This window comes from Xanthomonas sp. NCPPB 2866, from assembly GCF_041475745.2.
In the GTDB taxonomy this organism is placed as follows: domain Bacteria; phylum Pseudomonadota; class Gammaproteobacteria; order Xanthomonadales; family Xanthomonadaceae; genus Xanthomonas; species Xanthomonas arboricola.
Genome location: NZ_CM192975.1, coordinates 102,205 through 128,589, shown reverse-complemented (window position 1 = coordinate 128,589; position 26,385 = coordinate 102,205). Strand labels below are relative to the sequence as shown.

Below are 26,385 nucleotides of genomic sequence, written 5' to 3'. Positions count from 1 at the left end.
AGCGGCGCAGCACCACTGCGCTGGGCCTTGCCGGGCTTGCGTCCTGCAGATCGCGCAGCGGTCCACCGGCCACACCGATGGTCTTACACTCAGCGGCTACCCCGCCGCTGCCGTTCGTCTTCGATGATCATTTCCGCCGCTTCCGACTACCGTGCCGCCGCGCAGGCGCGCCTGCCGCCGTTCCTGTTCCACTACATCGATGGCGGGGCGTACGCCGAGCACACCTTGCGGCGCAATGTCGCGGATCTGGCCGATATCGCGCTGCGCCAGCGGGTGCTGCGCAACATGTCGGACCTGAGCCTGGGCACCGAGCTGTTCGGCGAGACGCTGGCGATGCCGGTGGCACTGGCGCCGGTCGGGCTGACCGGCATGTATGCGCGGCGCGGCGAAGTGCAGGCCGCGCGCGCGGCGGCCGCACGCGGGATCCCGTTTACGTTGTCCACGGTGTCGGTGTGCCCGATCGAGGAAGTGGCGCCGGCGATCACGCGGCCGATGTGGTTCCAGCTGTACGTGCTCAAGGACCGCGGCTTCATGCGCAACGCACTGGAGCGCGCCAAGGCGGCCGGGGTGACCACGCTGGTGTTCACCGTGGACATGCCCACGCCGGGCGCGCGTTACCGCGATGCGCACTCGGGCATGAGCGGGCCCAACGCGTCGCTGCGGCGCATGCTGCAGGCGGTGACGCATCCGCGCTGGGCCTGGGACGTGGGCCTGCTGGGTCGCCCGCACGATCTGGGCAATATCTCGACCTACCGCGGCAGCCCGACCGGCCTGCAGGACTACATCGGCTGGCTGGGCGCCAACTTCGACCCGTCCATCGCCTGGAAAGACCTGGAATGGATCCGCGAGTTCTGGACCGGGCCGATGGTGATCAAGGGCATCCTGGACCCGGACGATGCGCGCGATGCGGTGCGCTTCGGCGCCGACGGCATCGTGGTGTCCAACCATGGCGGCCGCCAGCTCGACGGCGTGCTGTCCAGCGCGCGCGCATTGCCGGCCATTGCCGATGCGGTGAAGGGGCAACTGAAGATCCTGGCCGACTCGGGCATCCGCAGCGGCCTGGACGTGGTGCGCATGCTGGCGCTGGGCGCCGACGCGGTGCTGCTGGGGCGCGCGTTCGTCTATGCGCTGGCGGCCGGCGGCCAGGCCGGCGTGGAGAATCTGCTGACCCTGATCGAGCGCGAGATGCGCGTGGCGATGACCCTGACCGGCACCCATTCAATTGCCGAGATCAGCAGCGATGCGTTGAGCCGGGTGACGCGGGAGAACGCGGTCTCGCCTTGATGGGATTCGGGATTTGGGATTTGGGATGCGTTGGTAGCTGAGAGCGGGTGATCTGCGACTTGGCTGCAGGGCCCTTGCCCGCCCACCCTCGCAGGACACGCCGCAAGTACGTCCATGTAGGCGCTTACGCGGCATCCATGCCACGTAAGGTCCCGCGACGGTGGACGGGCAAGGACCAGTCTCGATGGTCGGTGGGTTTGGTCAGGCTGTATGTGTGATGCGTATCTGATCGCATAAGCGAGCAGTCGTCGGGTGGGTGCGGGCCCGTGGAGGAGCACCGGCGCACGCGGGGGACATGCCAATTCCGAGCATCGACCGCGCCCGCCTGGTGGCGGCGCAGTCGTCTTGTTGGCTCTTAGTGGTTGTCGTCACCGGTGGGCAAGTATTGCTGCAACGCCAGCACCGATTCCCACGGATCTGCACGCTGACGCTTGGCCCGTTGCAGGGCCTTGTCCATCGGGAAGGCATCCGGGCCGCTGATCTTGCCGAGTTCTTCCCAGCGCAGCGGCACGGCGACGGTGGCCTTTTCGCGCGCACGCAGCGACCACGAACACACGCTGGTATTGCCGCGCCCGTTGCGCAGCCAGTCGACGAAGATCACGCCGTGGCGCTTGGCCTTGCTCATGGTGGCCACGTAGCGGTCCGGGGCGTGCGTTGCCAGTGCCTGGGCGAAGGCCTCGCAGAAATCGCGCGCCTGCTCCCAGTCCGCCTCCGGCACGATCGGCACCACCACATGCAGGCCCTTGCCGCCGGACAGGCGCACCGCGCTTTCCAGGCCGGCACTGCGCAGCTTGGCGCGGATATCGCGCGCAGCCGCCACCACGTCGGTCCAGGACACCCCGTCGCCCGGGTCCAGGTCGAACACCAGCCGATCCGGATGCTCCGCATCGTCGACCTGCGCGCCCCAGGGATGCAGCTCCAGTGTGTTCATCTGCACCAGCTCGAGCAGGCCGGCGGCATCTTCGACGTAGATGTAGTCCTCGGTGCCGCTCTTCTGCTGCAGCGGAATCGCCTTGATATGCGTGCCCAGATGGCGGCCCTCGTGCTTCTGGAAGAAGCAGTCGCCACCGGCACCATCGGGGCAGCGCAGCAGCGACAAGGGGCGGCGCGCGATCTCTGCCAGCACCAGCGGTGCCACGGCGCGGTAATAGTCGGCCACATCGCCCTTGCTGATGCCCGCTGCAGGAAACACTACCCGCTCGGGATGGGTGATGGTGATGCCGTCCGTGGACGTGGACGTGGATTTGGATGTTGTGGATTTGGAGACCGTGGACGTGGACGCTGCAGCCTTTTTGGATGTCGTCGCAGTCGTCTTCGATGCCGTCGACCGCACGCGCTTGCTGGCGGTGCTGGTAGATGGGTCGACCGTCGTTCTGGAGGTTTTCTTCGTCGCCGCCTTGCGCGCAGGTGCAGCGACCATGGTCGCAGCACCGCCCTTACCCGCAGCACGCGCCTTGCCTGGCGCGGCGCGGTCACCGCCCAACTCGCTCATGGGTTTGTCCTCGCGCAGACGCTTGAACGCTGCCTGCCGCAGCAGGCCTTCCTTCGCCCAGCCGCGGAAGGCGACCTCGGCGATCAAGACCGGCCGTACCCAATGCACATCGCGTGGCCGCCCCGGGATATGCGTCGGCAATTCCAGCGTGGCGGTGTCGCTATGCAGCGCCTGCAACAGCGCGGTGATCTTGCCGAGCAAGGCATCGTCGAAGCCGGTGCCCACACGCCCGACGTAACGCAGCGTCTTGCCCTCGCGCTGCGCCATCAGCAAGGCGCCGAAGCCGCTGCGCGCGCCCTTCGGGTCGGTGTAGCCCACCACCACGAACTCGTCGCTGTCTTCGTGCTTGGTCTTGACCCAATCGGCGCTGCGCCCTTCGCGATACCGCGCATCGGCGAGCTTGCTGACGATGCCTTCCCAGCCGGTGCCGGCGCTGGCCGCAAAGACCTCCGGGCCGTGGCCGATCACATGGTCGCTAAACGCCAGCGTGCCCGGCACATCGCCCAGCACGTCGTGCAGCAACTGCTTGCGTTGCAGCAGCGGGGTGTCGCGCAGATCCACCCCGGCCACGCCGAGCAGGTCGAACACGATGTAGCGCAGCGGCTGCGTGACGCTGCCATCGAGCGCGCGTTGCAATGCCGAGAAGTCGCTGCGCCCCTGCGCATCCAGCACCACCAGCTCGCCATCCAGGCGCGCATCGCGCACCGGCAGGGCCTGCACTGCGCGCACCACGTCCGGGAAGCGCTGCGTCCAGGCCTGGTCGTTGCGCGAGCGCAGCTGCACCTGGCCATCGACCATGTCGGCCAGCAGGCGGTAGCCGTCCCATTTGATCTCGTGCAACCAGCGCTCGCCATCCGGCGCCTGCTCGCGCAGCAAGGTCAGTTGCGCGCGCAGCTCGGTTGGGCATGGCGCATCGCGCGCGCCGTCCAGCGCCAGGGCGCGGGTACGCCATTGCCGGGCGTCCGCACGCGCCGGGCGCGCGCGTTTGCCAGCTGCAGTCGTCCCGGCGCTCGCCGTTGCTGCCGGCGCACGCCGCGCCCGGCTAGCCTTGGCACGGGTTGCCGGCGCCACTGCAGCCGATGCGCCAGCGGCCTGCTGCGCCACCAGCGCATCGGCATCCAGATCTGCGGCGTACGCATCGCTGCGCTTGAACAGCAGCCATTGCGGTTTGCCGCCGCGCATCTGCGTGCGCACCAATGCAAAACCGCCGCGCAGCAGCGTGCCCTGCAGTTCGAATTCCAGCTTGCCGGCTTCCAGTGCCGCCAACGCATCGCCTTCGCACTGCCAATGCCCGTGGTCGAACACGTCCACATGCCCGGCGCCGTAATGGCCCTGCGGAATGTCGCCCTGGAAGCTGGCGTACGACAGCGGGTGGTCCTCCACCTGAACCGCCAGGCGCTTTTCGCCCACGCGCAACGATGGGCCCTTCGGCACGGCCCAACTCTTGAGCACACCATCGGCTTCCAGACGGAAGTCGTAATGGCGCGAGCTGGCGTGGTGCAACTGCACGACAAAGATCGGCTGCTTGCTGGCGCGCGCCGGCGTGTCGCCGGCCGGCTCCGGGGTCTGGTCGAAGCGGCGCTTGGCGTTGTAATCGTGCAATGACATGGGCGGGGCCTAGCCGGCCTTGCGGCGCGGCGCCGCCTTGCTGGCGGTGGTCTTGGTGGCCTTGGTGGCCTTGGCCGCGGTCTTCTTGGTGGCCTTCTTGGCCACTTTCTTGATGGCGGTCTTTTTGGCCGACCCGGTTGCCGGCGCGCTGCTCTTCTTGGCCGGCGTGCGCGTGTTGGCCTGCAGGCTCTTCTGCAGCAGCGACATGAAGTCGACCACGTTGGTGCTGGCGTCTTCGTGCTGCGGTGGCTCGACATCCACGGTGGTGGTGCCACCCTTGGCCTGGATGCGCTTGCGCAGGATCTGCTCGAGCTTGCCGCGGAACTCGTCGTGGTAATCCTCCGGCTGCCAGGTGCCGGACATCGACTCGATCAGCTGCTTGGCCATCTCCTGTTCCTTGGGCGTGATGCGGTACTCGCCCACCGCGCCGGCCGGCAGCTTGAAGTCCTGCGGGTCCACCACTTCCTGCTGGTAGCGCAGCAGCAGCAGGATCAACGCATCGCCCTGCGGCATCACCGCGGCCAGGTATTCGCGCGTGCGGATGACCACCTTGGCAATGCCCACCTTGCCGGTGTCGCGCAGCGTCTCGCGCAGCAGCACATAGCCTTTTTCGGCCTTCTTGCCCGGCACCAGGATGTAGGGCTTTTCGAAATAACGCGGGTCGATATCGGCGGCGTCGACAAAGGTTTCCACTTCCACCGTCTCATGGCTTTCCGGCGAGGCCGAGCGGATGTCCTGCTCCTCGACGATGACATAGCTGCCCTTGTCGTACTCGAACGCCTTGACGATCTCCTTCCAGGGCACCTCATCGCCGGTGTCGGCGTTGACGCGCTCGAAGCGGATCGGCTTCTTGTCGCGCGAATCGAGCATGCGGAAATGCAGATCCACCTTGCGCTCGCCCGACATCAACGACACCGGCACATTGAGCAAGCCGAACGAGAGCGTTCCGGTCCAGATCGGTCGTGCCATCGGCGTGTGACTCCGGGTGTTGTATGAGTTGACCCATAGCTGTAGCGCGGCCACCGTGATCCATGCGTGAGCCGTGCGTCTGCAGCAGCCACTGCGTCCCCTTCACTACGCGCGCGGTGAACTGCGCATCCATCCCATGACCAGGAGCACCGCATGTCCCGCGACCCACTGCGCGACCAACCGACCCAGCCGGGCGAACAGCACGGCAAGCGCGATGCCGAACACTATGAAGACCGCGGCGCCGGCGATGCGCCCGACACGCTGGTTCCTGCCGATGGCGACACCCCGGCCAAGAAGCCCGGCACCGCACCGTCGACCGTGGCAGACCGCTGAAACCAGCCGGCTGATTCCCCGCCCGGCAGCACCGCCAGGCGGGCGAGGGTTAGGCCCGGCCTGCCCGCTGCAGCTGGGCAAATTCCTCATCGGCAAACAGACGCGAGCGCACCAGAAAGCGCACGCCCTCGCCGTTTTCCAGCGAGAACATGCCACCGCGCCCCGGCACCACATCGATGATCAGCTGGGTGTGCTTCCAGTATTCGAACTGCGAGGGGCTGATGTAGAACGGCGCGCCGCCGATCTCGCCCAGCAGCACGTCGCGGTCGCCGACGATGAAGTCGCCCACCGGGAAACACATCGGCGAGGAGCCATCGCAGCAGCCGCCGGATTGATGGAACAGCACATCGCCGTGGCGTGCGCGCAGCGTGTCGATCAACTGCAACGCCGCCAGCGTGGCCATCACCTGCAACGGCGGGTCTGTCTGCGTGGTGGTGTCCTGCATCGTCTGCCTCCTGCGGCGCGGTCAGGCCGCCATGTCGAGCACGATACGCCCCTCGATCGTTCCGGCGTGCATGCGCGCGAACACCTCGTTGATGTTGTCCAGGGTATCGGTGGCCACGGTCGCCGCGACCTTGCCCTGCTCGGCGAAGGCCAGCGACTCCTGCAGGTCCAGCCGGGTGCCGACGATCGAGCCGCGCACGGTCACGCCATTGAGCACCATGCCGAAGATGTCCAGCGGGAACTGGCCCGGTGGCAGGCCGTTGAGCGACACCGTGCCGCCACGCCGCACCATGCCGATCGCCTGCTCGAACGCCTTGGGCGATACCGCGGTGACCAACGCGCCGTGTGCGCCGCCGATTTCCTTCTTGAGGTAGGCCACCGGATCGGTGGTGCGCGCATTGACCGTCACCGTGGCGCCCAGGCGCCTGGCCAGCGCCAGCTTGGCGTCGTCCACATCCACGGCGGCCACGTTCAGTCCCATCGCCTTGGCATATTGCACTGCCATGTGGCCGAGCCCGCCGATGCCGGAAATCACCACCCACTGGCCCGGCTTGGTATCGGTGACCTTCAGGCCCTTGTAGACGGTGACACCCGCGCACAGGATCGGCGCGACCTCGACAAACCCCAGGGTGGCGGGCAGATGCCCGACGTAATCGGCATTGGCCAGCGCGTACTGCGCGAAGCCGCCATTGACCGAGTAGCCGCTGTTCTGCTGCGCCTCGCACAGGGTTTCCCAGCCGCCCAGGCAGTGCTCGCAATGCCCGCAGGCCGAGTACAGCCAGGGAATCCCCACCCGGTCGCCTTCCTTGACGTGGCGCACGCCCGCACCCACCGCCACCACATAGCCCACGCCTTCATGGCCGGGGATGAACGGAGGATTCGGCTTGACCGGCCAGTCCCCCTGCGCGGCGTGCAGATCGGTGTGGCAGACCCCGCAGGCCTGGATTTTGACCAGCAGATCGCCGGCCTGGGGCCGTGGCACCTGCACTTCCTCGATCACCAGTGGTGCGCCGAACTGGCGCACCACCGCCGCTTTCATTGTCGTGTCCATGCTGCACTCCGCACTGATAGTGCGGCCGACCCTAGGCGCCTTGAGGACGCCGTGCCTTGATCGAGGTCAATTCGCGCGTGCGCGGTTCATGAACAGCCGGTGCAGCGGCCCGGCGTTCCTGTGCCCGATCCATCACGCATTGCAGTCGAGCAGTAGCAGGCCTACGCATCAGAAAAACCCTAGCGCCTTCGGCGAATAGCTCACCAGCAGGTTCTTGGTCTGTTGGTAATGGTCGAGCATCATCTTGTGATTCTCGCGGCCGATGCCCGACTGCTTGTAGCCGCCGAACGCGGCATGCGCCGGATAGGCGTGGTAGCAGTTGGTCCACACGCGCCCGGCCTGGATCGCGCGGCCCATGCGGTACAGACGCGACGCATCGCGGCTCCACACACCGGCACCCAGGCCGTACAACGTGTCGTTGGCGATCGCCAGCGCCTCGGCCTCGTCCTTGAAGGTGGTCACCGATACCACCGGCCCGAAGATTTCTTCCTGGAACACGCGCATCTTGTTGTGGCCCTTGAACACCGTCGGCTTGACGTAGAAGCCCTCGGCCAGCTCGCCATCGAGCGTATTGCGCTCGCCGCCGATCAACACCTGCGCGCCTTCCTGCTTGCCGATGTCGATATAGGACAGGATCTTTTCCAGCTGCTCGCTGGAGGCCTGCGCGCCGACCATGGTGTTGGGATCGAGCGGGTTGCCCTGCTTGATCGCGGCCACGCGTGCCAGCGCCTTTTCCATGAACCTGTCGTAGATCGATTCCTGGATCAGCGCGCGCGAGGGGCAGGTGCACACCTCGCCCTGGTTGAAGGCGAACAGCACGAAGCCTTCCACCGCCTTGTCGAGAAAATCGTCGTCTTCGGCCATGACATCGGCAAAGAAGATGTTCGGCGACTTGCCGCCCAGCTCCAGCGTCACCGGGATCAGGTTCTGGCTGGCGTATTGCATGATCAGCCTGCCGGTGGTGGTTTCGCCGGTGAAGGCGATCTTGGCAATACGCGGGTTGCTGGCCAGCGGCTTGCCGGCCTCGAGCCCGAAGCCGTTGACCACGTTGAGCACGCCCGGCGGCAACAGGTCGCCGATGACTTCCATCAACACCAGGATCGAGGCCGGGGTCTGCTCGGCCGGCTTCATCACCACGCAGTTGCCGGCGGCCAGCGCCGGTGCCAGCTTCCAGCACGCCATCAGCAGCGGGAAGTTCCACGGGATGATCTGCCCGACCACGCCGAGCGGTTCGTGGAAGTGATAGGCGATGGTGTCGCTGTCGATCTCGGAGATGCCACCTTCCTGCGCGCGGATGGCGCCGGCGAAATAGCGGAAGTGATCCACGCACAGCGGCACATCGGCATTGAGCGTCTCGCGCACAGGCTTGCCGTTGTCCCAGGTCTCGGCATAGGCGAGCAGCTCCAGATTCTGTTCGATGCGGTCGGCGATCCTGAGCAGCACATTGGAGCGCTCGGTGGTGGAAGTCTTGCCCCAGGCGTCCTTGGCCGCATGCGCCGCATCCAGTGCGGCTTCGATGTCCTGCGCGTTGGAGCGCGCGATCGAGGTGAACACCTTGCCGTTGATCGGCGTGGTGTTGTCGAAGTACTGGCCGCTGTGCGGCGCCACCCACTGGCCGCCGATGAAGTTGTCATAACGCGGTTTGAAGATGGACTGCGGGTCGGTGTTGAGCGGTTTTGCAGAGGCAAGCGCGTTCATCATGGTCTCCTGCGGAGGTGGTCCGATGCGCACGTGTATACCCGCGCGAGCGCTAGCGCAATGTCATGTCATGCGCTGTTGCGCTGCGTCATTGCAGCGCAGCCGTGTTTCCCCGCGCCGTGGTGGACGTTGCGCTGCAGCGCATCATCCGCGTGCACGCGGCAAGGGCTCCGCAACCAGGCGCCGGATCGGCCGCCGTGCACCAGCACGCATTGCACAACCATCAAATCCAGACGTCGTTGTCTGCGGTGTATGCGCCGCCCGCATCGCCGGTATTGACCACACCGCGCGGCTCGACCAGCAGCACGCTGCATTCGTGCTCCGCCGCCGGGCGGTGTTCGACCCCCTTGGGCACCACGTGCATCTGCCCGGCCGACAGCGCCACCACGCCGTCGCGAAACTCGATGGTCATGTTGCCGTCCAGCACGATGAACACCTCGTCCGTGTCCGCATGCTGATGCCACACGAACGCACCTTGCAGCTTGACCAGTTTGAACTGGTAGTCGTTCATTTCCGCGACGACACGCGGGGACCAGTGCTGCGACAGCAGGGCGAGCTTGTCGCTGAAATCGATCGGGGCGTAGCGCGTGTTCAACGGAAACATCCTTGTGCAGGGAGTGCGCTTGCAAGCTTAGTGCATCGCATCACCGGCAGTCACCGCTGCATCAACGCGGCGCATTGCAGCCGCGCGTGGCGAACAGCGCAAGCGGTTTGCCCGGCGCGATGGGTTCATGCGCGCGCGTTGCGGGCGTCTGACGCGCGCCACGCCCGCACCGCTGCGATGACCTGCGCACCGTGGCTGGCGCTGGCATCACGCGCGGCAAAATCGTGCGGCCGCCATTGCACCTGTGCGGCCAGCCGTGCGCAGGCGGCATGCCCGTCTGCCAGCACGTCGGCCTGCTCTTTTGCGTTCAACGCCAGCAGAAGCGAGAAGCCGGTGGCCGAGATCGTGCAGTTGATGTCCAGCCAGTAGCGATTGTCCGCACGCAGCAGAAACCAGTCTGCGGGGGCGTGATCGATGACGATCATGGTGGGGCCTGGTGTGGTGGTCAGTGGCGTGTCGATGGCAGACCGTGCGTTGGCGGGATGGCTTTGTCGCGCCCGGGGGCGCTCCTACGGGCGGTGCGCGTTGTTGAATGCGCACCGCCTGCGGCCGGATCAGCCGCCGAAAGCACGCTGCAGGCCGAGCGTTTGTTGGAGATGCATCGCCGTGGCGACGCGCGCATTGGCGGGACGGCCTTGTCGCGCCCGGGGGCGCTCCTACGGGCGGTGCGTGTTGTTGAATGCGCACCGCCTGCGGCCGGATCAGCCGCCGAAATCCCACTGCAGGCCGACCGTGTAGGTGCGGTCCGGACCGGGTTCGTAATAGCGCCCGTTGCCGTCGTTGACGATCACCGAGCCGATGTAGTGCCGGTCCAGCGCATTGTCGATGCGGGCGAAGGTGCGCAGCCCGCCCAGCGTGGTGGTCCAGCGCCGGGAGGCTTCCAGGTTGACCAGCGCGTAGCCGGGTGCACGCTCGCTGGCCAGGTCGTTGACCACGGTGGCGTCGGAGGCCACCGTTTCGGCGGCGAACTGCCATTGCAGCGGCTGCCACTGCCAGCGCGCGAACAGCTGCTGGCGCGGCACGCCCGGCAGGCGCGCGCCGCTGGCCACCGGTGCGGTGGGCGTGGCGCAGCCACTGCTGGCGCAGGTGAGGTAGCCATCGCGCACGGTGGCATCGACGAAGGTGTAGGCCAGCTGCAGCTGCTGGGTGGTGCCCACCGGTTGATTCCAGCTCAGCTCCGCGCCCTGGCGGCGGGTGGCGCCGATGTTGCGATAGGTGCTGCGCCCATTGGTGTTGCTGGCCACGGCCAGTTCGTCGTCGGTGTCGGCGCGGAACAGCGCCACTTCCACCGCTGCGCCGCTCTGCGCGCGCCACTTGCTGCCGATCTCATAATTGCGGCTGGTCGCCGCGCCCAGATCCAGCGCCAGGCCGGCGCCGCCATCGCTGCGATAACCGAGCTCGTTGAAGGTGGGCGTTTCGAAGCCGCGCCCGACCGAGGCGTAGAAACGCAGGTCTTCGGCGGCACGGAACACGATGCCGGCCACCGGCGTGGTTGCCGAATAATCGCGCCGGCCGCTGTCATCGGGATTGCGCCCGAGGATGTAGTGATCGTCCGAGTCGAAGCGCACCTGGCTATGCCGCACGCCCAACAAAGCCGACCAGCGCGCGCTCCACTGCCACCACGCCTGCGCAAACTGGTCCACGTTCTCGACCTGGTCGCGCTGGTTGCGGCGCAGCGCGCCCTTGACGCCCAGCGTGTCGCCGACGAAGTTTTCGTAACCGGTGCGGTGCTGGCGCTGGCGATCGACGTTCGCGCCCACGGTCAGCTGCAACGGCCGGCCCAGCGCCTCGCCTTGCCAGGCCCAGCGCGCATCGGCACCTTCGTAATTGCTGTCCAGATCGATCACCCCGCCCGAATGCAGCGGGTTGCGCTGCACCGCCACCGGGATCGCCAGGAACTGCTCCACGCTGCGCTGCCCGCCGTAGGCCATCAGCCGCAGCGTCTGGCTGTCGAACTGCTGGGTGAAGATGGCGCCGGCCTGCGACTGGCGCACCGACTTGCGGGTGTTGAACTGGGTGGCCACCGCCGTGGCCTGCGCCGGGTCGGCATTGAACTGCGCGCGGGTCAGGCCGAGCGGGTCCTGCGCGTCGGGTGCGTCCAGATAGTTGAGCACCAGGTCCAGCCGGCGCCCCTCGGCCAGATCGAAGCCGAGCTTGGCATTGACCGAATCGCGCTTTGCGCGGCTATGGGCGCGGAAGCCGTCGGTTTCGAAATGATTGGCGGCCAGGTTGTAGTGCACCGCGCCCTGCTGGCCGAGCAATTGCGCACCCACGTTGACGGTGGCATTGCTGCCGTAGGTGGCGCGCAGCCGCCACGGGTCGCCCGGCTTGCCGTCGGCGCTCCACAGCTGCAGCACGCCGCCGGAGGAGTTGCCGTACAGCGCCGAAAACGGCCCGCGCAGCACTTCCACCCGCTCGGCGCCCAGCACGTTGAAATGCGAGAGCTGGCCCTGGCCATCGGGCATGCTGGCCGGGATGCCGTCGACCAGCAGGCGCACGCCGCGCACGCCGAAGGTGGAACGCGCGCCGAAGCCGCGGATCGACAGCTGGGTATCCTGCGCGTAGTTCTGGCGATCGCGCGCCACCAGGCCGGGGATGCCGTCCAGCAGCTCGGACACCTGCGCGCCGCGGCGGTTGTCGGCATCGGCCGCCGCCACGGTGAAGGAGGCCGGCAGGTCGAAGTCGTCCACCCCGCGCACACGCGCGGCGTCCACCTGCACGGTGGGCAATCGCTGGATCGGCGTGGAGGCGGGCGGCGCCGGATCGGCGGCCAGGACGGGCGGCGCGGCGCTCGTGGCGAACAGGCCGCAGGCGGCGGCCAACAAGGTAAGTCTGGGCATGGGCGTAGTGTCCCTCATCCGTACTGTGGCCGCATCGTTGCGTACGGAACGAAGCATGCTACGCCGGCCATGGGCTGCTACGATGAAGTGGTTTGGCCCAGCCGCGGCCGAACATCCCGGAAGTCCCTCACTCTTTCGTCCTTCAGCGAGTCATGCCGTGTCCTTCTTTGCAAACGTGGAACAGGTTCCAGGCGACCCCATCCTGGGCCTGACCGAGGCCTACAACGCCGACAGCCGCCCCAACAAGGTCAACCTGGGCGTGGGCATCTATTACGACGAAAACGGGCGCATCCCGCTGTTGCGCGCCGTGCACAAGATCGAGCAGCAGCTCGCGCTGGACGCCAAACCGCGCGGCTACCTGCCCATCGACGGCCTGGCCGCCTACGACAAGGCCACCCAGGAGCTGCTGTTCGGCGCCGAGTCGGCGCTGGTGGCCTCCGGCCGCGTGGCGACCTCGCAGACCGTCGGCGGCAGCGGCGCCTTGCGCGTGGGCGCGGACCTGCTCAAGAAGCTGCTGCCCACCTCCACCATCGCCATCAGCAACCCGAGCTGGGAAAACCATCGCGCAGTGTTCGGCGCGGCCGGCTTCGAGGTCGTGGACTACACCTATTTCGATGCCGCCAGCCATGGGCTGAACTTCGACGGCATGCTCGCCGACCTGGCAAAACTCGAACCGGGCACGGTGGTGCTGCTGCACGCCTGCTGCCACAACCCGACCGGCGCGGACCTGAGCAAGGAACAGTGGAAGCAGGTTGCCGGGCTGTTGAAGGAACGCAACCTGTTCCCGTTCGTCGACATCGCCTACCAGGGCTTCGACAAGGGCATCGAGGCCGATGCCTACGCGGTGCGCCTGCTCGCTGCCGAAGGCATCGACAGCTACGTGGTCGCCAGCTCGTACTCCAAGTCGTTCTCGCTGTATGGCGAGCGCGTGGGCGCGCTGTCGGTGGTCTCGGCCACCGCGGCCGAAGCCAAGGCCGTGCAGTCGCAGGTCAAGCGCATCATCCGCACGATCTACTCCAGCCCGTCCACGCACGGCGCCGCCCTGGTGGCCGGTGTGCTGACCAGCCCGGAGCTGCGCGATCTGTGGGAGCAGGAGCTGACCGAGATGCGCGAGCGCATCCACGCCCTGCGCGCGGGCCTGGTGGCCAAGCTGGACACATTGGGCGCGCCGGAGTTTGCGTTCATCCAGCGCCAGGCCGGCATGTTCTCGTACTCGGGCCTGACCAAGACCCAGGTGGACCGCCTGCGCGAGGAGTTCGCGATCTACGCCGTCGGCACCGGCCGTATCTGCGTGGCCGCGCTGAGCCAGCGCAACCTGGACTACGTGGCACAGGCCGTGGCCACCGTCAGCCGCATGTAAGCGAGCGCATCGCGATCGGCCACCGCGGCCGACGCCGGCAAACCGGGAGCGCGCCAGCCTCCCGGTTTTTTTTGTGGGTGATTCACCGCCTCTGCGCATGTGCAGAGCTGCGCCAAGACCGCGTGGTACATGTCGGCAACCCTAGTCTTGGGCACCACATTCGCGCATGTTCGATCAGGTTTGCTGCAAAACGCGCATCCAGTGATCGAAATCTAACGGCGCAATGGCGACAATGGCGGACCACTTCCTACACAGGCTGCCCGCTCCCATGTCGCGTCCCTCGCTGACCCGCTTCCTGATCGAAGAGCAACACGCCGGCCGTATCGACCCGGAATTGCGCCAGCTGATCACCATCGTCTCGCGCGCCTGCAAGCGCATTTCCATCGCCGTGAGCAAGGGCGCCCTGGGCGGCGTGCTCGGCGATGCCGGCACCGGCAACGTGCAGGGCGAGGCGCAGAAGAAGCTCGACGTGCTCAGCAACGACATCCTGCTCGAAGCCAACGCCTGGGGCGGCCACCTGGCCGCGTGCGCGTCGGAAGAAATGGATCACAGCCAGCCGGTGCCCGACCAGTACCCCAGCGGCGATTTCCTGCTGCTGTTCGATCCGCTGGATGGCAGCTCCAACATCGACGTCAACGTCTCGGTGGGCACCATCTTCTCGGTGCTGCGCGCGCCCAAGGGCACCGAAAAGCCCGGCGACGAGCACTTCCTGCAGCCGGGCACCCAGCAGGTTGCCGCCGGCTACTGCATCTACGGCCCCAGCACGATGCTGGTGCTCACGCTCGGCCACGGGACCCACGCCTTCACCCTGGAGCGCGAGGAAGGCAGCTTCCTGCTGACCCAGGCCAACATGCGCGTGCCCGAAGACACCGCCGAATACGCCATCAACATGTCCAACCAGCGCCACTGGGAACCGGCCATGCAGTCCTATGTCAGCGACCTGCTGGCCGGCAAGGACGGCACCCGCGGCAAGGACTTCAACATGCGCTGGATCGCCAGCATGGTCGCCGACGTGCACCGCATCCTCACCCGCGGCGGCATCTTCATCTACCCCTGGGACAAGAAGGACGCATCCAAGCCGGGCAAGCTGCGCCTGATGTACGAAGCCAACCCGATGAGCATGCTGGTGGAACAGGCCGGCGGCGCAGCCACCACCGGGCGCGAGCGCATCCTGGACCTCCAGCCGACGCAGCTGCATCAGCGTGTGCCGGTGTTCTTGGGGTCGAAGAACGAAGTGAATGAGGCCACGCGCTATCACCTTGAGTTTGATAAAGCACAAGGCTGATATTTCAGGTCTTTTTAGCGGCCCTACGGGCGCGGCATCCGAGACCTGATTCCGGATGCCGGTTCCATTGAGCCCCATCGCCATGCGTGGGGACTGTCGCGGCGTTTCGCTGCGTTGTTCAAGGATTCCTGCAATTCCAGGGTGTTACTGAGGACTTCCGGTCTCCAGCTGGCCAGCATCCTTGAGAAGTGCAAGCGCCCACTCCACACGGGCCGATGCGGTGGCAATCAGGTCGTCCGGGTGTTCGCCCAGCAGCGCGCGCAGTTGGTGCGGGGCGAACACCAGGTCGACGAAGTGGCTTGCCAACGCAGACGGATTGGCCGGTTGATCCGGGCCGTCCAGGATCGTCATCTGCACGCGTCGTAGCCCGCCCTCCCAGCCGATGCGGTTGACTTCAGCGGCAAGCGCCGGCGCGCGGATGGAGGTGCCGACGACCAGGCGCATCATGGCCACCGTCTGGGGCTGTAATGCATGCGCAAGTATTCCTTGTCCTGCGTGTCTCAGGCGCCCCTCCAGATCCATGGGGACGCTGGCTGCGGCAGGCAGCGGCTGGGTGTCGACATCGCGACGGACCACCGCCTCGAAGATGGCGTCTTTGTTGGCATAGCGCGCGTAAAGGCTTGCCTTGCCCGCGCCTGCCAGCCGCGCGATGTCCTCGCACGAGGTGTGCTCGAACCCGCGTTCCAGGAAGAGTTGCAGCGCCGCATCGAGTAAGCGCCGTTCGACATCGCCCGCCTTATCGAGTGGCGGCCGTCCACCTTTTGATTTTTGCTTGACCGCTTTCATGCACGAAAACTTACACGCCGCTTGCATTGCCATCAACTGAACGTTATCGTTCAGTTATTCGCTGCGTGGTCTGCCAAGCCGGCGAATGGCCTGGGTGCTGCGTGACAGACAGCCTGCATCTTCTGTTGCAGTTCCCGTTGCCGTCGTTGGCGCAAAAGACCCAAGCGAGAGGCAAGTCATGACGTCAGATGTGAGATCCCCAATCGTTGTTGCAGGCGCCACCGGCGACCTGGGTTGCCGCATCGCCTTTGCCCTGCAGGACCAGGGCGCCGCGGTGGTTGCGCTTGTTCGGCAAGGCGCAGGCAAGGACCGTATTGCGGCCCTGCAACGCAGGAACATCACGATCCACTACGTCGAGATGGAAGACGCCAACTCGTTGCGTGAAGCGGTCGGGAATGCGGCATGTGTCGTTTCCGCGCTCAACGGTCTGGAAGACGTCATGCTGGGTCAACAGGGAAAGCTGTTGCATGCAGCGGTCAGCGCCGGCGTGCCTCGCTTCATTCCGTCTGATTTCTCGCTGGACTATACGAAGACACGGTCAGGCGACAATCGAAACCTGGATTTCCGGCGCCGATTCAGAGACCAACTGGATGCCGCGCCGATCGCGGCCACCTCGGTTCTGTGCGGCGGCTTTCTGGAGCTTCTTGAGGGCAGTGCACGCCTCGTGGTGCCGGGCCGTCGCGTCATGCATTTTGGCGACGCCAACCAGCAGCTCGATTTCACCGCCAAAGATGACGTTGCCAGCTACACGGCGGCGGCCGCACTGGATTCCACGGCACCACGGGACCTGCGCATTGCCGGCAACAGCATTTCGCCCAACGACATCGCGCAACTGCTCACCCAACTCACCGCGCAGCGCTATCGCACGCTCAGGCCAGGTGGGCTCGGGACGATGTCGGCAATCATCAGTGCGGTGCGTGCACTCACGCCCGCAAGCGATGACCCCTTCCCTCCCTGGCAGGGCATGCAATATCTGCGCGACATGATGAGCGGGCGCGGCAAACTGGTCCCACTGGATAACGATCGCTACGGTGCGCGCGCCTGGCAAACAGCCCGCCAGACACTGGCCAATACGTATGTACGGGAGTCTTGAGATGCGCGATGGCATTGCAGCGTTCCACATCCAGGTTGCACAGGCGGAGCTGGATGACCTCGCACACCGGCTTAGGCAAACGCGGTGGCCAAGTAGGGAAACCGTGGAGGACCACAGCCAGGGCCCGCAGAGCGAGCGCATCCGGCGCCTGGTGGACCGCTGGCAGTCTGGCTACGACTGGCGTGCGACCGAGCGGTTATTGAACGGCTGGAACAGCAGTCGCACCACGATCGATGGACTGGAGATCCAGTTCCTGCATGTCCGCTCGCCGGAGCCAGACGCGCTTCCGTTGCTGCTGACGCATGGGTGGCCCGGATCGGTGCTCGAATTCCGCGAGGTGATCGGCCCCTTGAGTGACCCGGTGGCCCATGGCGGGCAGGCGTCGGACGCGTTTCATCTCATCATCCCATCCTTGCCTGGCTTTGGTTTCTCTGCAAAGCCAACCGCCCGTGGCTGGGGCGTCGGGCGCACGGCTGCCGCATGGGTCGAACTGATGCGCCGCTTGGGTTATGGCGAGCGTTGGGCCGCACAGGGCGGCGATTGGGGCAGTGCGATCACCACCGCGCTTGGATTCATGCAGCCACCCGGCTTGCGGGGTCTCCATCTGAACATGGTGATGTTCGAACCCAGCACGCAGGACATCGCCGAAGCCACACCGGCCGAGCAGAAGATGCTGGAAGACGCCCAGCGCTACTACGCGGAATTTTCCGGCTACATGAAGCTGCAAAGCACACGGCCGCAGTCGGTGGGCTTCAGTTTGGCTGACTCCCCGGTGGGCCTGGCTGCATGGATCTATGCACTCTTTCAGGACGTCTCACAAAGCGACGGCGAGCCGGAGAACGTGTTCGCCTTGGACCACCTCATCGACGACATCATGCTGTACTGGCTCCCGAACGCAGGGCCCAGCTCTGCACGCCTGTATTGGGAAGCCGCGCATGAGGCGATGGCGGAGATGCCTTCGCATCCAATGCCCACACCCACCGGCATCAGCATGTTTCCCGGGGAGCAGGTGCGCATTTCCCGGCGCTGGGCAGAGCGACGCTTTGCCGACCTCCGCTTTTTCGGCGAAGCGGAGCGGGGCGGACATTTTGCGGCAATGGAGAATCCACCGGTGTTTGTCGATCATCTGCGAACGACGTTTCGGTCGCTGCGGTAACGGCGGCCGAGCCTGGCATGCCCGCATTGCCTTCGCGCCACGGCCCTGCCGACGCTGCCGATGTCTCCGCTTTGCAGTTGGAGCTGCCTGACGCCAGGCCGGCACTGCCCCCTTGACCGCCGTCGCCTGCACGGGCCAGTCTCGGGGGCTGGCGCGGCGGGGAGTCGTGCCGCTGGCCTTCAACGGAGAACCGCCGTGGACCGTCGTACCTTCCTCACCCTGTCCGGCATCGGTGCTGCCGGGCTGCTGCTGCCGAACACGCGCCTGATCGCGGCCGAGCAGTTGCTCACACCCAACGATGCCGCGCGCAGCCGTCGCTTGTCCGATACCGCGCTCAGCACCGCCAAGGCGGCTGGTGCCAGTTATTGCGATGTGCGCGTGGGCCGTTATCTGCGCCAGTTCGTGATCACCCGCGAGGCGCAGGTGGAGAACGTGGTCAACGCCGAATCCAGCGGCGTGGGTGTGCGCGTGCTGGCCGATGGCGCGTGGGGGTTTGCGGCCACCAACACGCTCACCAGCGATGGCGTGGCCACCGCCACGCGCCAGGCGGTGGCGATCGCCAAGGCCAACGCGCGGCTGGGCGGCTCGCCGGTGCAGCTGGCGCCAGTGACGCCGGCCGGACAGGTCAGCTGGAAGACGCCGATCAGGAAGAACGCAATGGAGGTGCCACTGCAGGACAAGGTGGCGCTGCTGATGGACGTCAACGCGGCTGCGCTCAATGCCGGCGCCACGTTCGTGGCTTCGCGCCTGTTTGCGATCAACGAGCAGAAGTACTTCGCCAGCAGCGATGGCTCCTATATCGATCAGGATGTGCACCGGTTGTGGTTGCCGTTCACCGTCACCGCGGTGGACAAGGCCAGCGGCAAGTTCCGCACCCGCGACGGGCTTTCCTCGCCGATGGGCATGGGCTACGAATACCTGGATGGCGATGCCAGCCAGAAGCACCGGTTGCCTGGCGGACTCATCGGCTACGGCCACAGTTACGACGCGCGCGAAGATGCGATCGCCGCCGCCAAACAGGCACGCGCCAAACTCACCGCACCGTCGGTGAAGGCCGGCAAGTACGATCTGGTGATCGACCCGAGCAACCTGTTCCTCACCATCCACGAGTCGGTGGGCCACCCGCTCGAGCTCGATCGCGTGCTCGGTTACGAGGCCAATTACGCCGGCACCAGTTTTGCCACGCTGGACAAGCGCGATGCCGGTTTCCGCTGGGGCAGCGATGCGGTGACCTTCGTCGCCGACCGCACTCAGCCCGGCAGCCTGGGCGCAGTGGGTTACGACGATGAGGGCGTCAAGGGCAAGCAGTGGGAGCTGGTCAAGGACGGCATCCTGGTCGATTACCAATGCACGCGCGATCAGGCGCATCTGCTCGGCAAGACCGCATCCGATGGCTGCAGCTATGCCGACTCGTGGTCCAGCGTGCAGTTCCAGCGCATGCCCAATGTCTCGCTGGCGGCAGGCAAGACGCCGCTGGCTGTTGCCGACATGATCAAGAACGTCGAGCGCGGCTTGTACATCCACGGGCGCGGCTCGTATTCGATCGATCAGCAGCGCTACAACGCGCAGTTCGGCGGGCAATTGTTCTACGAAATCGAGAACGGCCAGGTCACGCGTCTGGTGGAAGACGGCGCCTACCAGATCCGCACGCCGGAATTCTGGAATGCCTGCAGCGCGGTCTGCGATCAACGCGATTTCCGCCTGGGCGGCTCGTTCTTCGACGGCAAGGGCCAACCCAGCCAGGTATCAGCGGTCTCGCACGGGTCGTCCACGGCGCGCTTCGATGGCATCAACGTGATCAACACCGCGCGCGCATTGGGTTGAGAGAACCTGGTCGGTCGCGGGCGTGGTGCCACAGAGATTGAGTTTGCGCACCAGCATCGAACAGCGCGCATCACGCACTGCTCTTACCGCTCTTCACTGTGCACACCGACCATCTCGACAGGTCCTTGCCCGTCCACCGTCGCGGGACCTTACGCGGCATGGATGCCGCGTAAGCGCGTACACGGACGTACTTGCGGCGTGTCCTGCGATGGTGGGCGGGCAAGGGCCCTGCAACCAAGCAGCAGATCAAACGCTTTCCAACCAGAGCCCCCTACAGCGCCACCGCCCCCGACGACCTGCTGATCGCACATGCACGATCGCAAACAAACCACGCATGCCTGACATCCAGAGCTCTTAACGCGCGGCCACATCCATCGCAGCCGGTCAGCAGCGCTCGCCACACGCGCAGGCCTGCTGCGCTACTCGCTTCATGCGGGTATCGCATTTGCGCACGGACCCCTGCCGAAAGTCATTTGACGCAGCGTTCATCGCCCGGCAAGAATCGGCGATACCGCGCAGATAGCGATCTGTGCGTCACCACACTACCTGCGCGCCGCGCGGGATCATTGGGGAGTTGCCGTGCAGCGACGTGATTTCCTGGCCCTGACCGGGCTGACCATGGGCGGCCTGATCGTGCCCGCCTACTTCGGCAAGGCGATCGCCGCCGAGCAGTTGGTGACGCAGCTGGATGTGGGCCGCAAGAAGCGCCTGGCCGATGCCGGCCTCAACGCCGCGCGCCAGGCCGGTGCGAGCTATTGCGATGTGCGCATCGGCCGTTATCTGCGCCAGTTCGTCATCACCCGCGAGGACAAGGTGCAGAACGTGGTCAACACCGAATCCATCGGTGCGGGCGTGCGCGTCCTGGTGGCGGGCGCCTGGGGATTTGCCGCCACCAACGAGCTCACCGAACAGGGCGTGGCCAAGGCCGCCTCGCAGGCCGCCGCGATCGCCAAGGCCAATGCCAAGGTGCAGGGCACGCCGGTGCAGCTGGCGCCCACGCCGGGCGTGGGCGAGGTCAGCTGGAAGACGCCGATCAAGAAGAACGCGATGGAAGTGCCGATCAAGGACAAGGTGGACCTGCTGCTGGGTGTCAACGCTGCCGCCACCGCTGCCGGCGCCAACTTCGTCAATTCGATGCTGTTCGTGGTCAACGAGCAGAAGTACTTTGCCAGTACCGACGGCTCGTATATCGACCAGGACGTACACCGCATCTGGGCGCCGCTGAGCGTGACCGCCATCGACAAGGCCAGCGGCAAGTTCCGCACCCGCGACGGCTTGTCCGCGCCGATGGGCCTGGGCTACGAATATCTGGATGGCGCCGCCTCGGGCAAGTTCGTCTCGCCCAATGGCGTGGTGAATTACGGCCTGTCCTACGACATGAAGGAGGACGCGATCGCCGCGGCCAAGCAGGCGCAGGAAAAGCTCAAGGCGCCGTCGGTGAAGCCGGGCAAGTACGATCTGGTACTGGACCCCTCGCACACCTGGCTCACCATCCACGAGTCGGTCGGCCACCCGCTGGAGCTGGATCGCGTGCTCGGCTACGAGGCCAATTTCGCCGGCACCAGTTTCGCCACGCTGGACAAGCTCAAGGCCGGTTTCCAGTACGGCAGCGACAAGGTGCACATCCTGGCCGACAAGACCCAGCCCGGCAGCCTGGGCGCGGTGGGATACGACGATGAAGGCGTCAAGACCAAGCAGTGGGATCTGATCCGCGACGGCAAGCTGGTGGACTACCAGGCCATCCGCGACCAGGCGCATATCCTCGGCAAGACCGCCTCCGACGGGTGCTGCTACGCCGACTCGTGGTCGAGCGTGCAGTTCCAGCGCATGGCCAATGTGTCGCTGGCCGCCGGCAAGACACCGTTGAGCGTGAGCGATCTGATCAAGAACGTGGAAAACGGCATCTACATCATCGGCGACGGCTCGTTCTCCATCGACCAGCAGCGTTACAACGCGCAGTTCGGTGGCCAGCTGTTCTACGAGATCAAGAACGGCGCGATCACCCGCATGCTCGAGGACGTGGCCTACCAGATCCGCACGCCGGAATTCTGGAACGCCTGCAGTGCGGTGGCCGATCAACGCGACTACCGCCTGGGCGGCTCGTTCTTCGACGGCAAGGGCCAGCCGAGCCAGTCCTCGGCGGTCTCGCATGGCTCGTCCACCGCCCGTTTCGACGGCATCAACGTCATCAACACCGCCCGCTCGCTCGGCTGACAGGAGAAACCCACATGAGCATCCTTACCGAAGCGCAGGCCAAGGCCATCCTGGACAAGGTCATCAAACTGTCCAAGGCCGACGAGTGCACCGCCACGCTCAGCGGCTCGATCGACGGCAATATCCGTTTCGCACTCAACAACGTGTCCACCAGCGGCATCGTCGACAACACCGACCTGCAGGTGCAGGTGGCGTTCGGCAAGCGCGTGGGTATCGCCACCATCAACGAGTTCGACGACGCCGCGCTGGAGCGCGTGGTGCGGCGTGCCGAAGACCTGGCGCGGCTGGCGCCGGAAAACCCGGAATTCATGCCGGCGGTGGACAAGCAGACCTACAAACCCAGCCCCACCTTCAGCGAATCCACCGCCGCCATCGACCCGGCGTTCCGCGCGCAGGTGGCCGCCGATTCGATCGCCCCGTGCAAGGGCAAGGGATTGATCGCGGCCGGCTTCCTGGAAGATGGCCAGAGCTTTACCGCCTTCGCCAACAGCAAGGGCAACTTCGGCTACCAGCGCGGCGCGCGTTTCGACTACACCTGCACCGTGCGCACCGAAGACGGCCGCGGCTCGGGCTGGGTCGGCCGCAACCTCAAGGATGCCGCCGACTTCAAGGCCGAGCAGGACATCCGCATCGCCATGCGCAAGGCCAGCGACTCGTCCGAAGCCAAGGCGCTGGAACCGGGCAAGTACACAGTGATCCTGGAGCCGGCAGCGGCGGCAGGCCTGATTTCTTTCATGATGCGCTACTTCGATGCGCGCATGGCCGACGAGGGCCGCAGCTTCCTGTCCAAGAAGGGCGGCGGCAACAAGCTGGGCGAACAGGTCTACGACCCGCGCGTGAACATCACCGCCGACCCGTGGGATGCGCGTGCCGCCGTGCTGCCGTGGGACGAGGAAGGCCTGCCGCGCGAGAAGATGCCGATCGTGGAGAACGGCAAGATCGCCAACCTGCAGTATTCGCGGTTCTGGGCGCAGAAGAACGGCAAGCGCGCGGTCGGCGAGCCGGGCAACCTGCTGATGGCCGGTGGCGACAAGAACATCGCCGAGCTGGTGCGCGGCACCGAGAAGGGCATCCTGGTCACGCGCACCTGGTACATCCGCATGGTCGACCCGCAGACCGTGCTGCTGACCGGGCTGACCCGCGACGGCACCTTCTACATCGAGAACGGGCAGATCAAGTACCCGGTGAAGAATTTCCGCTTCAACGAATCGCCGATCATCATGCTCAACAACATCGACGAGCTGGGCAGGCCGGTGCGCGTGGCTGGCGATGAATCCAGCTACGTGATGATGATTCCGCCGATGCGGCTGCGCGACTTTACGTTTACCTCGTTGTCGGACGCGGTGTGAGGAGGAGCCGGGAATCGGGATTGGGGAATCGGGAATGGGAGAGCAAGAGCCGCTCTTCCCAACCGGATTGTTTACCAGCGCTTCCGGTTCCCTGTTTCTTCATGGCCCCGACATCGCGCCGTCATTTCCTTGGATTGCTGCTCGGTAGCGTCGCTGCGTTGGCGTTGCCGCGGCAGGCGCGGGCGGCGGGCAATTACGATTTCTGGTTTACCCGGCTGCGCTACGACTCGGGCGATTGGGATGTGGATGCGCGCATGCCGTCCAACCTGATCACCTCGTTGATCGATTACACCCAGCTGCGCGTGGACCCGCAGGAGCATGTGCTGGACCTGGCCGATCCGCGCATGCTGCAGGCGCCGTTCTGCTATCTGTCCGGTCACAAGTTGGTGGAGTTCAATCCCGCCGAGCGGCGCAACTTCGAGCGCTATGTGCACAATGGCGGCTTCGTGTTCGTGGACGATTGCAACCACGATATCGACGGGCTGTTCGCCACCTCGTTCGAAGCGCAGATGGCCTCCATCTTCGGCAAGACCGCGCTGCAGAAATTGCCCAAAAACCACCGTCTCTACAGCGCATTCTTCAAATTCCCCGACGGCCCGCCGGCCACCAGTTTCGAACTCAATGGCTGGGGCGACGACCTGGTGCACGATTATCTCAGGGGCATCAGCATCGACGGCCGGCTCGGCGTGTTGTACAGCAACAAGGATTACGGCTGCGAATGGGATTACGACTGGCGCAACAAACGCTTCTTGGCCGAAGACAACACCAAGTTCGCAGTGAACATCGTGATGTATGCATTGACCAACTGAAACCACCCTGTAGGAGCGCGCTTGCGCACGATGCCTTCCCGGCAACGCCGCCTCGCGCGCCAGCGCGCTCCTGCACAGATCGCGTGAGATGTTTCACAGGCACGGGCACGGCATCCACCGCCACCCACCGCCATCGCACCCGCGAGCCCCGCACGCCTTTGTAGGAGCGCGCCTGCGCGCGATGCCTTATCGCTAACCCCGCATCGCACGCTCCTACGCCAGCAGTCCCACAACGAGACGTTTCCCATGACTTCCCCCAACGACGACACCCTCACCCGGCAGCTCTCCCAACTCGGCGCGTTGCGTGCGGCCCTGGCGCAGGCGGTGGTGGGCCAGGACGCGGTGGTGGAGCAACTGCTGATCGGCCTGCTCGCCGGCGGCCACTGCCTGCTGGAAGGCGCGCCCGGCCTGGGCAAGACGCTGCTGGTGCGCTCGCTGGGGCAGGCGCTGGAGCTGCAGTTCCGCCGCGTGCAGTTCACCCCGGACCTGATGCCCAGCGACATTCTCGGCACCGAGCTGCTGGAAGAGGATCACGGCACCGGACATCGCCAGTTCCGGTTCCAGCAGGGGCCGATCTTCACCAACCTGCTGCTGGCCGACGAGCTCAATCGCACCCCGCCCAAGACCCAGGCCGCGCTGCTGGAGGCGATGAGCGAGCGCACGGTGAGTTACGCCGGCACCACCTACGCGTTGCCGGCGCCGTTCTTCGTGCTGGCCACGCAGAACCCGATCGAACAGGCCGGCACCTATCCGTTGCCGGAAGCGCAGCTGGACCGCTTCCTGTTGCATGTGCGGGTGGACTATCCCAGCGAGCAGGAAGAGCGCGACATCCTCAGCCAGACCACTGGCACCAGCAGCGCGCAGGTGCCCAGGGTGATGGATGCCGACAGCGTGCTGGCACTGCAGCAGCAGGTGCGGCACGTGCATGTGGGCGCGGATCTGCTGACCTGGATCAATCGCCTGGTACGCGCCAGCCGCCCAGGCCCGCAGGCCAGTGAGGACGTGCGCCAGTGGATCAAATGGGGCGCCGGCCCACGCGCCGGGCAATCGCTGGTGCTGGCGGCCAAGGCGCGTGCGCTGTTGCATGGCCGCCTTGCCGCCACCCGCGAGGATGTCGTCGCGCTGGCCGCGCCGGTGATGCGCCATCGCCTGTTGCTCTCGTTCGCCGCCGAGGCCGAACAACGCAGCGCCGACGATGTGGTCGCCGCGCTGCTGCGCGCCGTGCCGTTCCCGGCGTGAGGCGCGTTGCGGCGTGAGCATGGACGTGCCGGCACTGATGCCCGCCGAGCTGCGCAGCCGCCTGCGCGGCCTGCAGCTGCGTGCGCGGCAGGCGCAGGGCGCGCAAGGGATCGGCCAGCACGCCAGCCGCAGCCGCGGCGCCGGGCTGGAATTCTCGCAATACCGCGCCTACGAACCCGGCGATGCCTTGCGCCAGATCGACTGGAAGCTCTACGCCCGTTCAGACCGGTTCTTCGTGCGCGAGGCCGAGCGCGAAAGCCCGCTGACGCTGTGGGTGTTGCTCGACGCCACCGCCTCCGCCGGCCAGGCCGACCAGGCGCGCCCGCAGGTCACCCGCCTGCAGGCGATGGCGACCCTGGCCGCGTGCGCTGCCGAGGTCGCGCTGCGGCAAGGCGACCAGGTCGGCCTGTTCGCGGTGCATGGCGATGGCCTGGTGGCCGTGCCGGCCGGTGGCGGGCCGCGCCAGCGCGACCGGCTCTGGCTGGCCCTGCACGGGCTGCGCGCCGGTGGCCGCTGGCCGGGCATGGACGCGCTGCATCCGCTGTGGGAACGCATCGCCGCCCATGCGCTGGTGCTGTCGATCGGCGACGGCTTCGACCAGGACCTGCTCGGCGCGCTGGAAAAACTCGCCGCCGCGCGCCGCGAGGTGATGCAGCTGCAGGTGCTGACCTGCGACGAACGCGATTTCCCCTTCAGCGGCGGGCACCGCTTCCGCGACCCGGAAACCGGCGAAGAACTGCTCGGCGACGGCGCCGCGATGCGCGCTGCGTATCTGCAACGCTTCGGCGCTGCCCAGCGCGCGTTGCAGGCACGCTGGCAGGCGGCCGGCATCGCGCACGCGGTGCATTACCTGGATGCGCCACCCGATGCGGCATTGCGCGAGCTGTTTGCACACGGTGCGCGGCGATGAGCCAGTGCACCGGCGCCAGCGCCGCAGCTGAGGGAGC

Annotated in this window: 21 protein-coding genes; 12 read left to right on the top strand and 9 right to left on the bottom strand. The window is 66.2% G+C overall.

Annotated elements, in window-relative coordinates; all coding sequences use genetic code 11:
* The first annotated feature begins 123 nt into the window (after window positions 1–123).
* The gene (gene lldD, locus ACCQ04_RS00530) at window positions 124–1,284 is read left to right on the top strand and encodes an FMN-dependent L-lactate dehydrogenase LldD (protein ID WP_046345257.1); all 1,161 of its coding nucleotides are present in this window, start codon (window positions 124–126) and stop codon (window positions 1,282–1,284) included.
* Window positions 1,285–1,639: 355 nt separating this feature from the next.
* Here lldD and ligD read toward each other — a convergent pair whose 3' ends face one another.
* Window positions 1,640–4,384 (bottom strand): DNA ligase D, encoded by a 2,745-nt coding sequence (ligD, locus tag ACCQ04_RS00525; protein ID WP_226427102.1) that lies wholly within the window; start codon window positions 4,382–4,384, stop codon window positions 1,640–1,642.
* Between the two features lie 9 nt (window positions 4,385–4,393).
* Window positions 4,394–5,353 carry a non-homologous end joining protein Ku gene (gene ku, locus ACCQ04_RS00520; protein ID WP_104609425.1) on the bottom strand — a complete coding sequence of 320 codons (960 nt, stop codon included), beginning with the start codon at window positions 5,351–5,353 and terminating at the stop codon, window positions 4,394–4,396.
* Between the two features lie 153 nt (window positions 5,354–5,506).
* On the opposite strand from ku, the gene ACCQ04_RS00515 reads away from it, so the two are divergent.
* Window positions 5,507–5,686 (top strand): hypothetical protein, encoded by a 180-nt coding sequence (locus tag ACCQ04_RS00515; RefSeq protein WP_039529303.1) that lies wholly within the window; start codon window positions 5,507–5,509, stop codon window positions 5,684–5,686.
* A 49-nt stretch (window positions 5,687–5,735) separates the two neighbouring features.
* On the opposite strand, the gene ACCQ04_RS00510 is transcribed toward ACCQ04_RS00515, so the two are convergent.
* The 6 genes from ACCQ04_RS00510 to ACCQ04_RS00485 form a co-directional block, all read right to left on the bottom strand.
* Window positions 5,736–6,131: a DUF779 domain-containing protein gene (locus ACCQ04_RS00510; protein ID WP_184457672.1), complete on the bottom strand. Its 396-nt coding sequence runs from the start codon at window positions 6,129–6,131 to the stop codon at window positions 5,736–5,738.
* Between the two features lie 21 nt (window positions 6,132–6,152).
* Window positions 6,153–7,181 carry an alcohol dehydrogenase AdhP gene (gene adhP, locus ACCQ04_RS00505; RefSeq protein ID WP_184457670.1) on the bottom strand — a complete coding sequence of 343 codons (1,029 nt, stop codon included), beginning with the start codon at window positions 7,179–7,181 and terminating at the stop codon, window positions 6,153–6,155.
* A gap of 168 nt (window positions 7,182–7,349) precedes the next feature.
* Window positions 7,350–8,879 (bottom strand): aldehyde dehydrogenase, encoded by a 1,530-nt coding sequence (gene adh / locus ACCQ04_RS00500; RefSeq protein ID WP_102580204.1) that lies wholly within the window; start codon window positions 8,877–8,879, stop codon window positions 7,350–7,352.
* A gap of 223 nt (window positions 8,880–9,102) precedes the next feature.
* Window positions 9,103–9,483: a cupin domain-containing protein gene (locus tag ACCQ04_RS00495; protein ID WP_039517928.1), complete on the bottom strand. Its 381-nt coding sequence runs from the start codon at window positions 9,481–9,483 to the stop codon at window positions 9,103–9,105.
* Between the two features lie 125 nt (window positions 9,484–9,608).
* Complete coding sequence (locus tag ACCQ04_RS00490; RefSeq protein WP_102255271.1) at window positions 9,609–9,908, bottom strand: hypothetical protein; 300 nt, start codon at window positions 9,906–9,908, stop codon at window positions 9,609–9,611.
* 276 nt (window positions 9,909–10,184) lie between these two features.
* Window positions 10,185–12,323 carry a TonB-dependent receptor family protein gene (locus ACCQ04_RS00485; protein ID WP_226427104.1) on the bottom strand — a complete coding sequence of 713 codons (2,139 nt, stop codon included), beginning with the start codon at window positions 12,321–12,323 and terminating at the stop codon, window positions 10,185–10,187.
* 157 nt (window positions 12,324–12,480) lie between these two features.
* Between ACCQ04_RS00485 and ACCQ04_RS00480 the strand changes: the two genes are divergently transcribed.
* Window positions 12,481–13,683: an amino acid aminotransferase gene (locus tag ACCQ04_RS00480; protein WP_226427105.1), complete on the top strand. Its 1,203-nt coding sequence runs from the start codon at window positions 12,481–12,483 to the stop codon at window positions 13,681–13,683.
* 268 nt (window positions 13,684–13,951) lie between these two features.
* Window positions 13,952–14,968 (top strand): class 1 fructose-bisphosphatase, encoded by a 1,017-nt coding sequence (locus ACCQ04_RS00475; RefSeq protein ID WP_154831160.1) that lies wholly within the window; start codon window positions 13,952–13,954, stop codon window positions 14,966–14,968.
* A gap of 144 nt (window positions 14,969–15,112) precedes the next feature.
* Here the strand turns inward: ACCQ04_RS00475 and ACCQ04_RS00470 are convergent, their stop codons facing one another.
* Window positions 15,113–15,754, bottom strand: a complete 642-nt coding sequence (locus ACCQ04_RS00470; protein WP_016903908.1) for a TetR/AcrR family transcriptional regulator — start codon at window positions 15,752–15,754, stop codon at window positions 15,113–15,115.
* 178 nt (window positions 15,755–15,932) lie between these two features.
* On the opposite strand from ACCQ04_RS00470, the gene ACCQ04_RS00465 reads away from it, so the two are divergent.
* The 8 genes from ACCQ04_RS00465 (at window position 15,933) to ACCQ04_RS00430 (ending at window position 26,348) form a co-directional block, all read left to right on the top strand.
* The gene (locus ACCQ04_RS00465) at window positions 15,933–16,847 is read left to right on the top strand and encodes an NmrA family NAD(P)-binding protein (RefSeq protein WP_226427106.1); all 915 of its coding nucleotides are present in this window, start codon (window positions 15,933–15,935) and stop codon (window positions 16,845–16,847) included.
* A gap of 1 nt (window position 16,848) precedes the next feature.
* Window positions 16,849–18,003 carry an epoxide hydrolase family protein gene (locus tag ACCQ04_RS00460; RefSeq protein ID WP_104553830.1) on the top strand — a complete coding sequence of 385 codons (1,155 nt, stop codon included), beginning with the start codon at window positions 16,849–16,851 and terminating at the stop codon, window positions 18,001–18,003.
* A gap of 195 nt (window positions 18,004–18,198) precedes the next feature.
* Entirely contained in the window at window positions 18,199–19,827 is a 1,629-nt protein-coding gene (locus tag ACCQ04_RS00455; RefSeq protein ID WP_054591785.1) for a TldD/PmbA family protein, read from the top strand.
* Between the two features lie 579 nt (window positions 19,828–20,406).
* A complete protein-coding gene (locus tag ACCQ04_RS00450; RefSeq protein ID WP_024940479.1) occupies window positions 20,407–22,041 on the top strand; it encodes a TldD/PmbA family protein in 1,635 nt (544 codons plus the stop codon).
* A gap of 14 nt (window positions 22,042–22,055) precedes the next feature.
* Entirely contained in the window at window positions 22,056–23,390 is a 1,335-nt protein-coding gene (locus ACCQ04_RS00445) for a TldD/PmbA family protein (protein WP_039517956.1), read from the top strand.
* 101 nt (window positions 23,391–23,491) lie between these two features.
* Complete coding sequence (locus ACCQ04_RS00440; RefSeq protein WP_255618507.1) at window positions 23,492–24,199, top strand: DUF4159 domain-containing protein; 708 nt, start codon at window positions 23,492–23,494, stop codon at window positions 24,197–24,199.
* A gap of 246 nt (window positions 24,200–24,445) precedes the next feature.
* A complete protein-coding gene (locus ACCQ04_RS00435) occupies window positions 24,446–25,438 on the top strand; it encodes an AAA family ATPase (protein ID WP_024940482.1) in 993 nt (330 codons plus the stop codon).
* Window positions 25,439–25,451: 13 nt separating this feature from the next.
* Entirely contained in the window at window positions 25,452–26,348 is an 897-nt protein-coding gene (locus ACCQ04_RS00430) for a DUF58 domain-containing protein (RefSeq protein WP_226427109.1), read from the top strand.
* Window positions 26,349–26,385 lie beyond the last annotated feature (37 nt).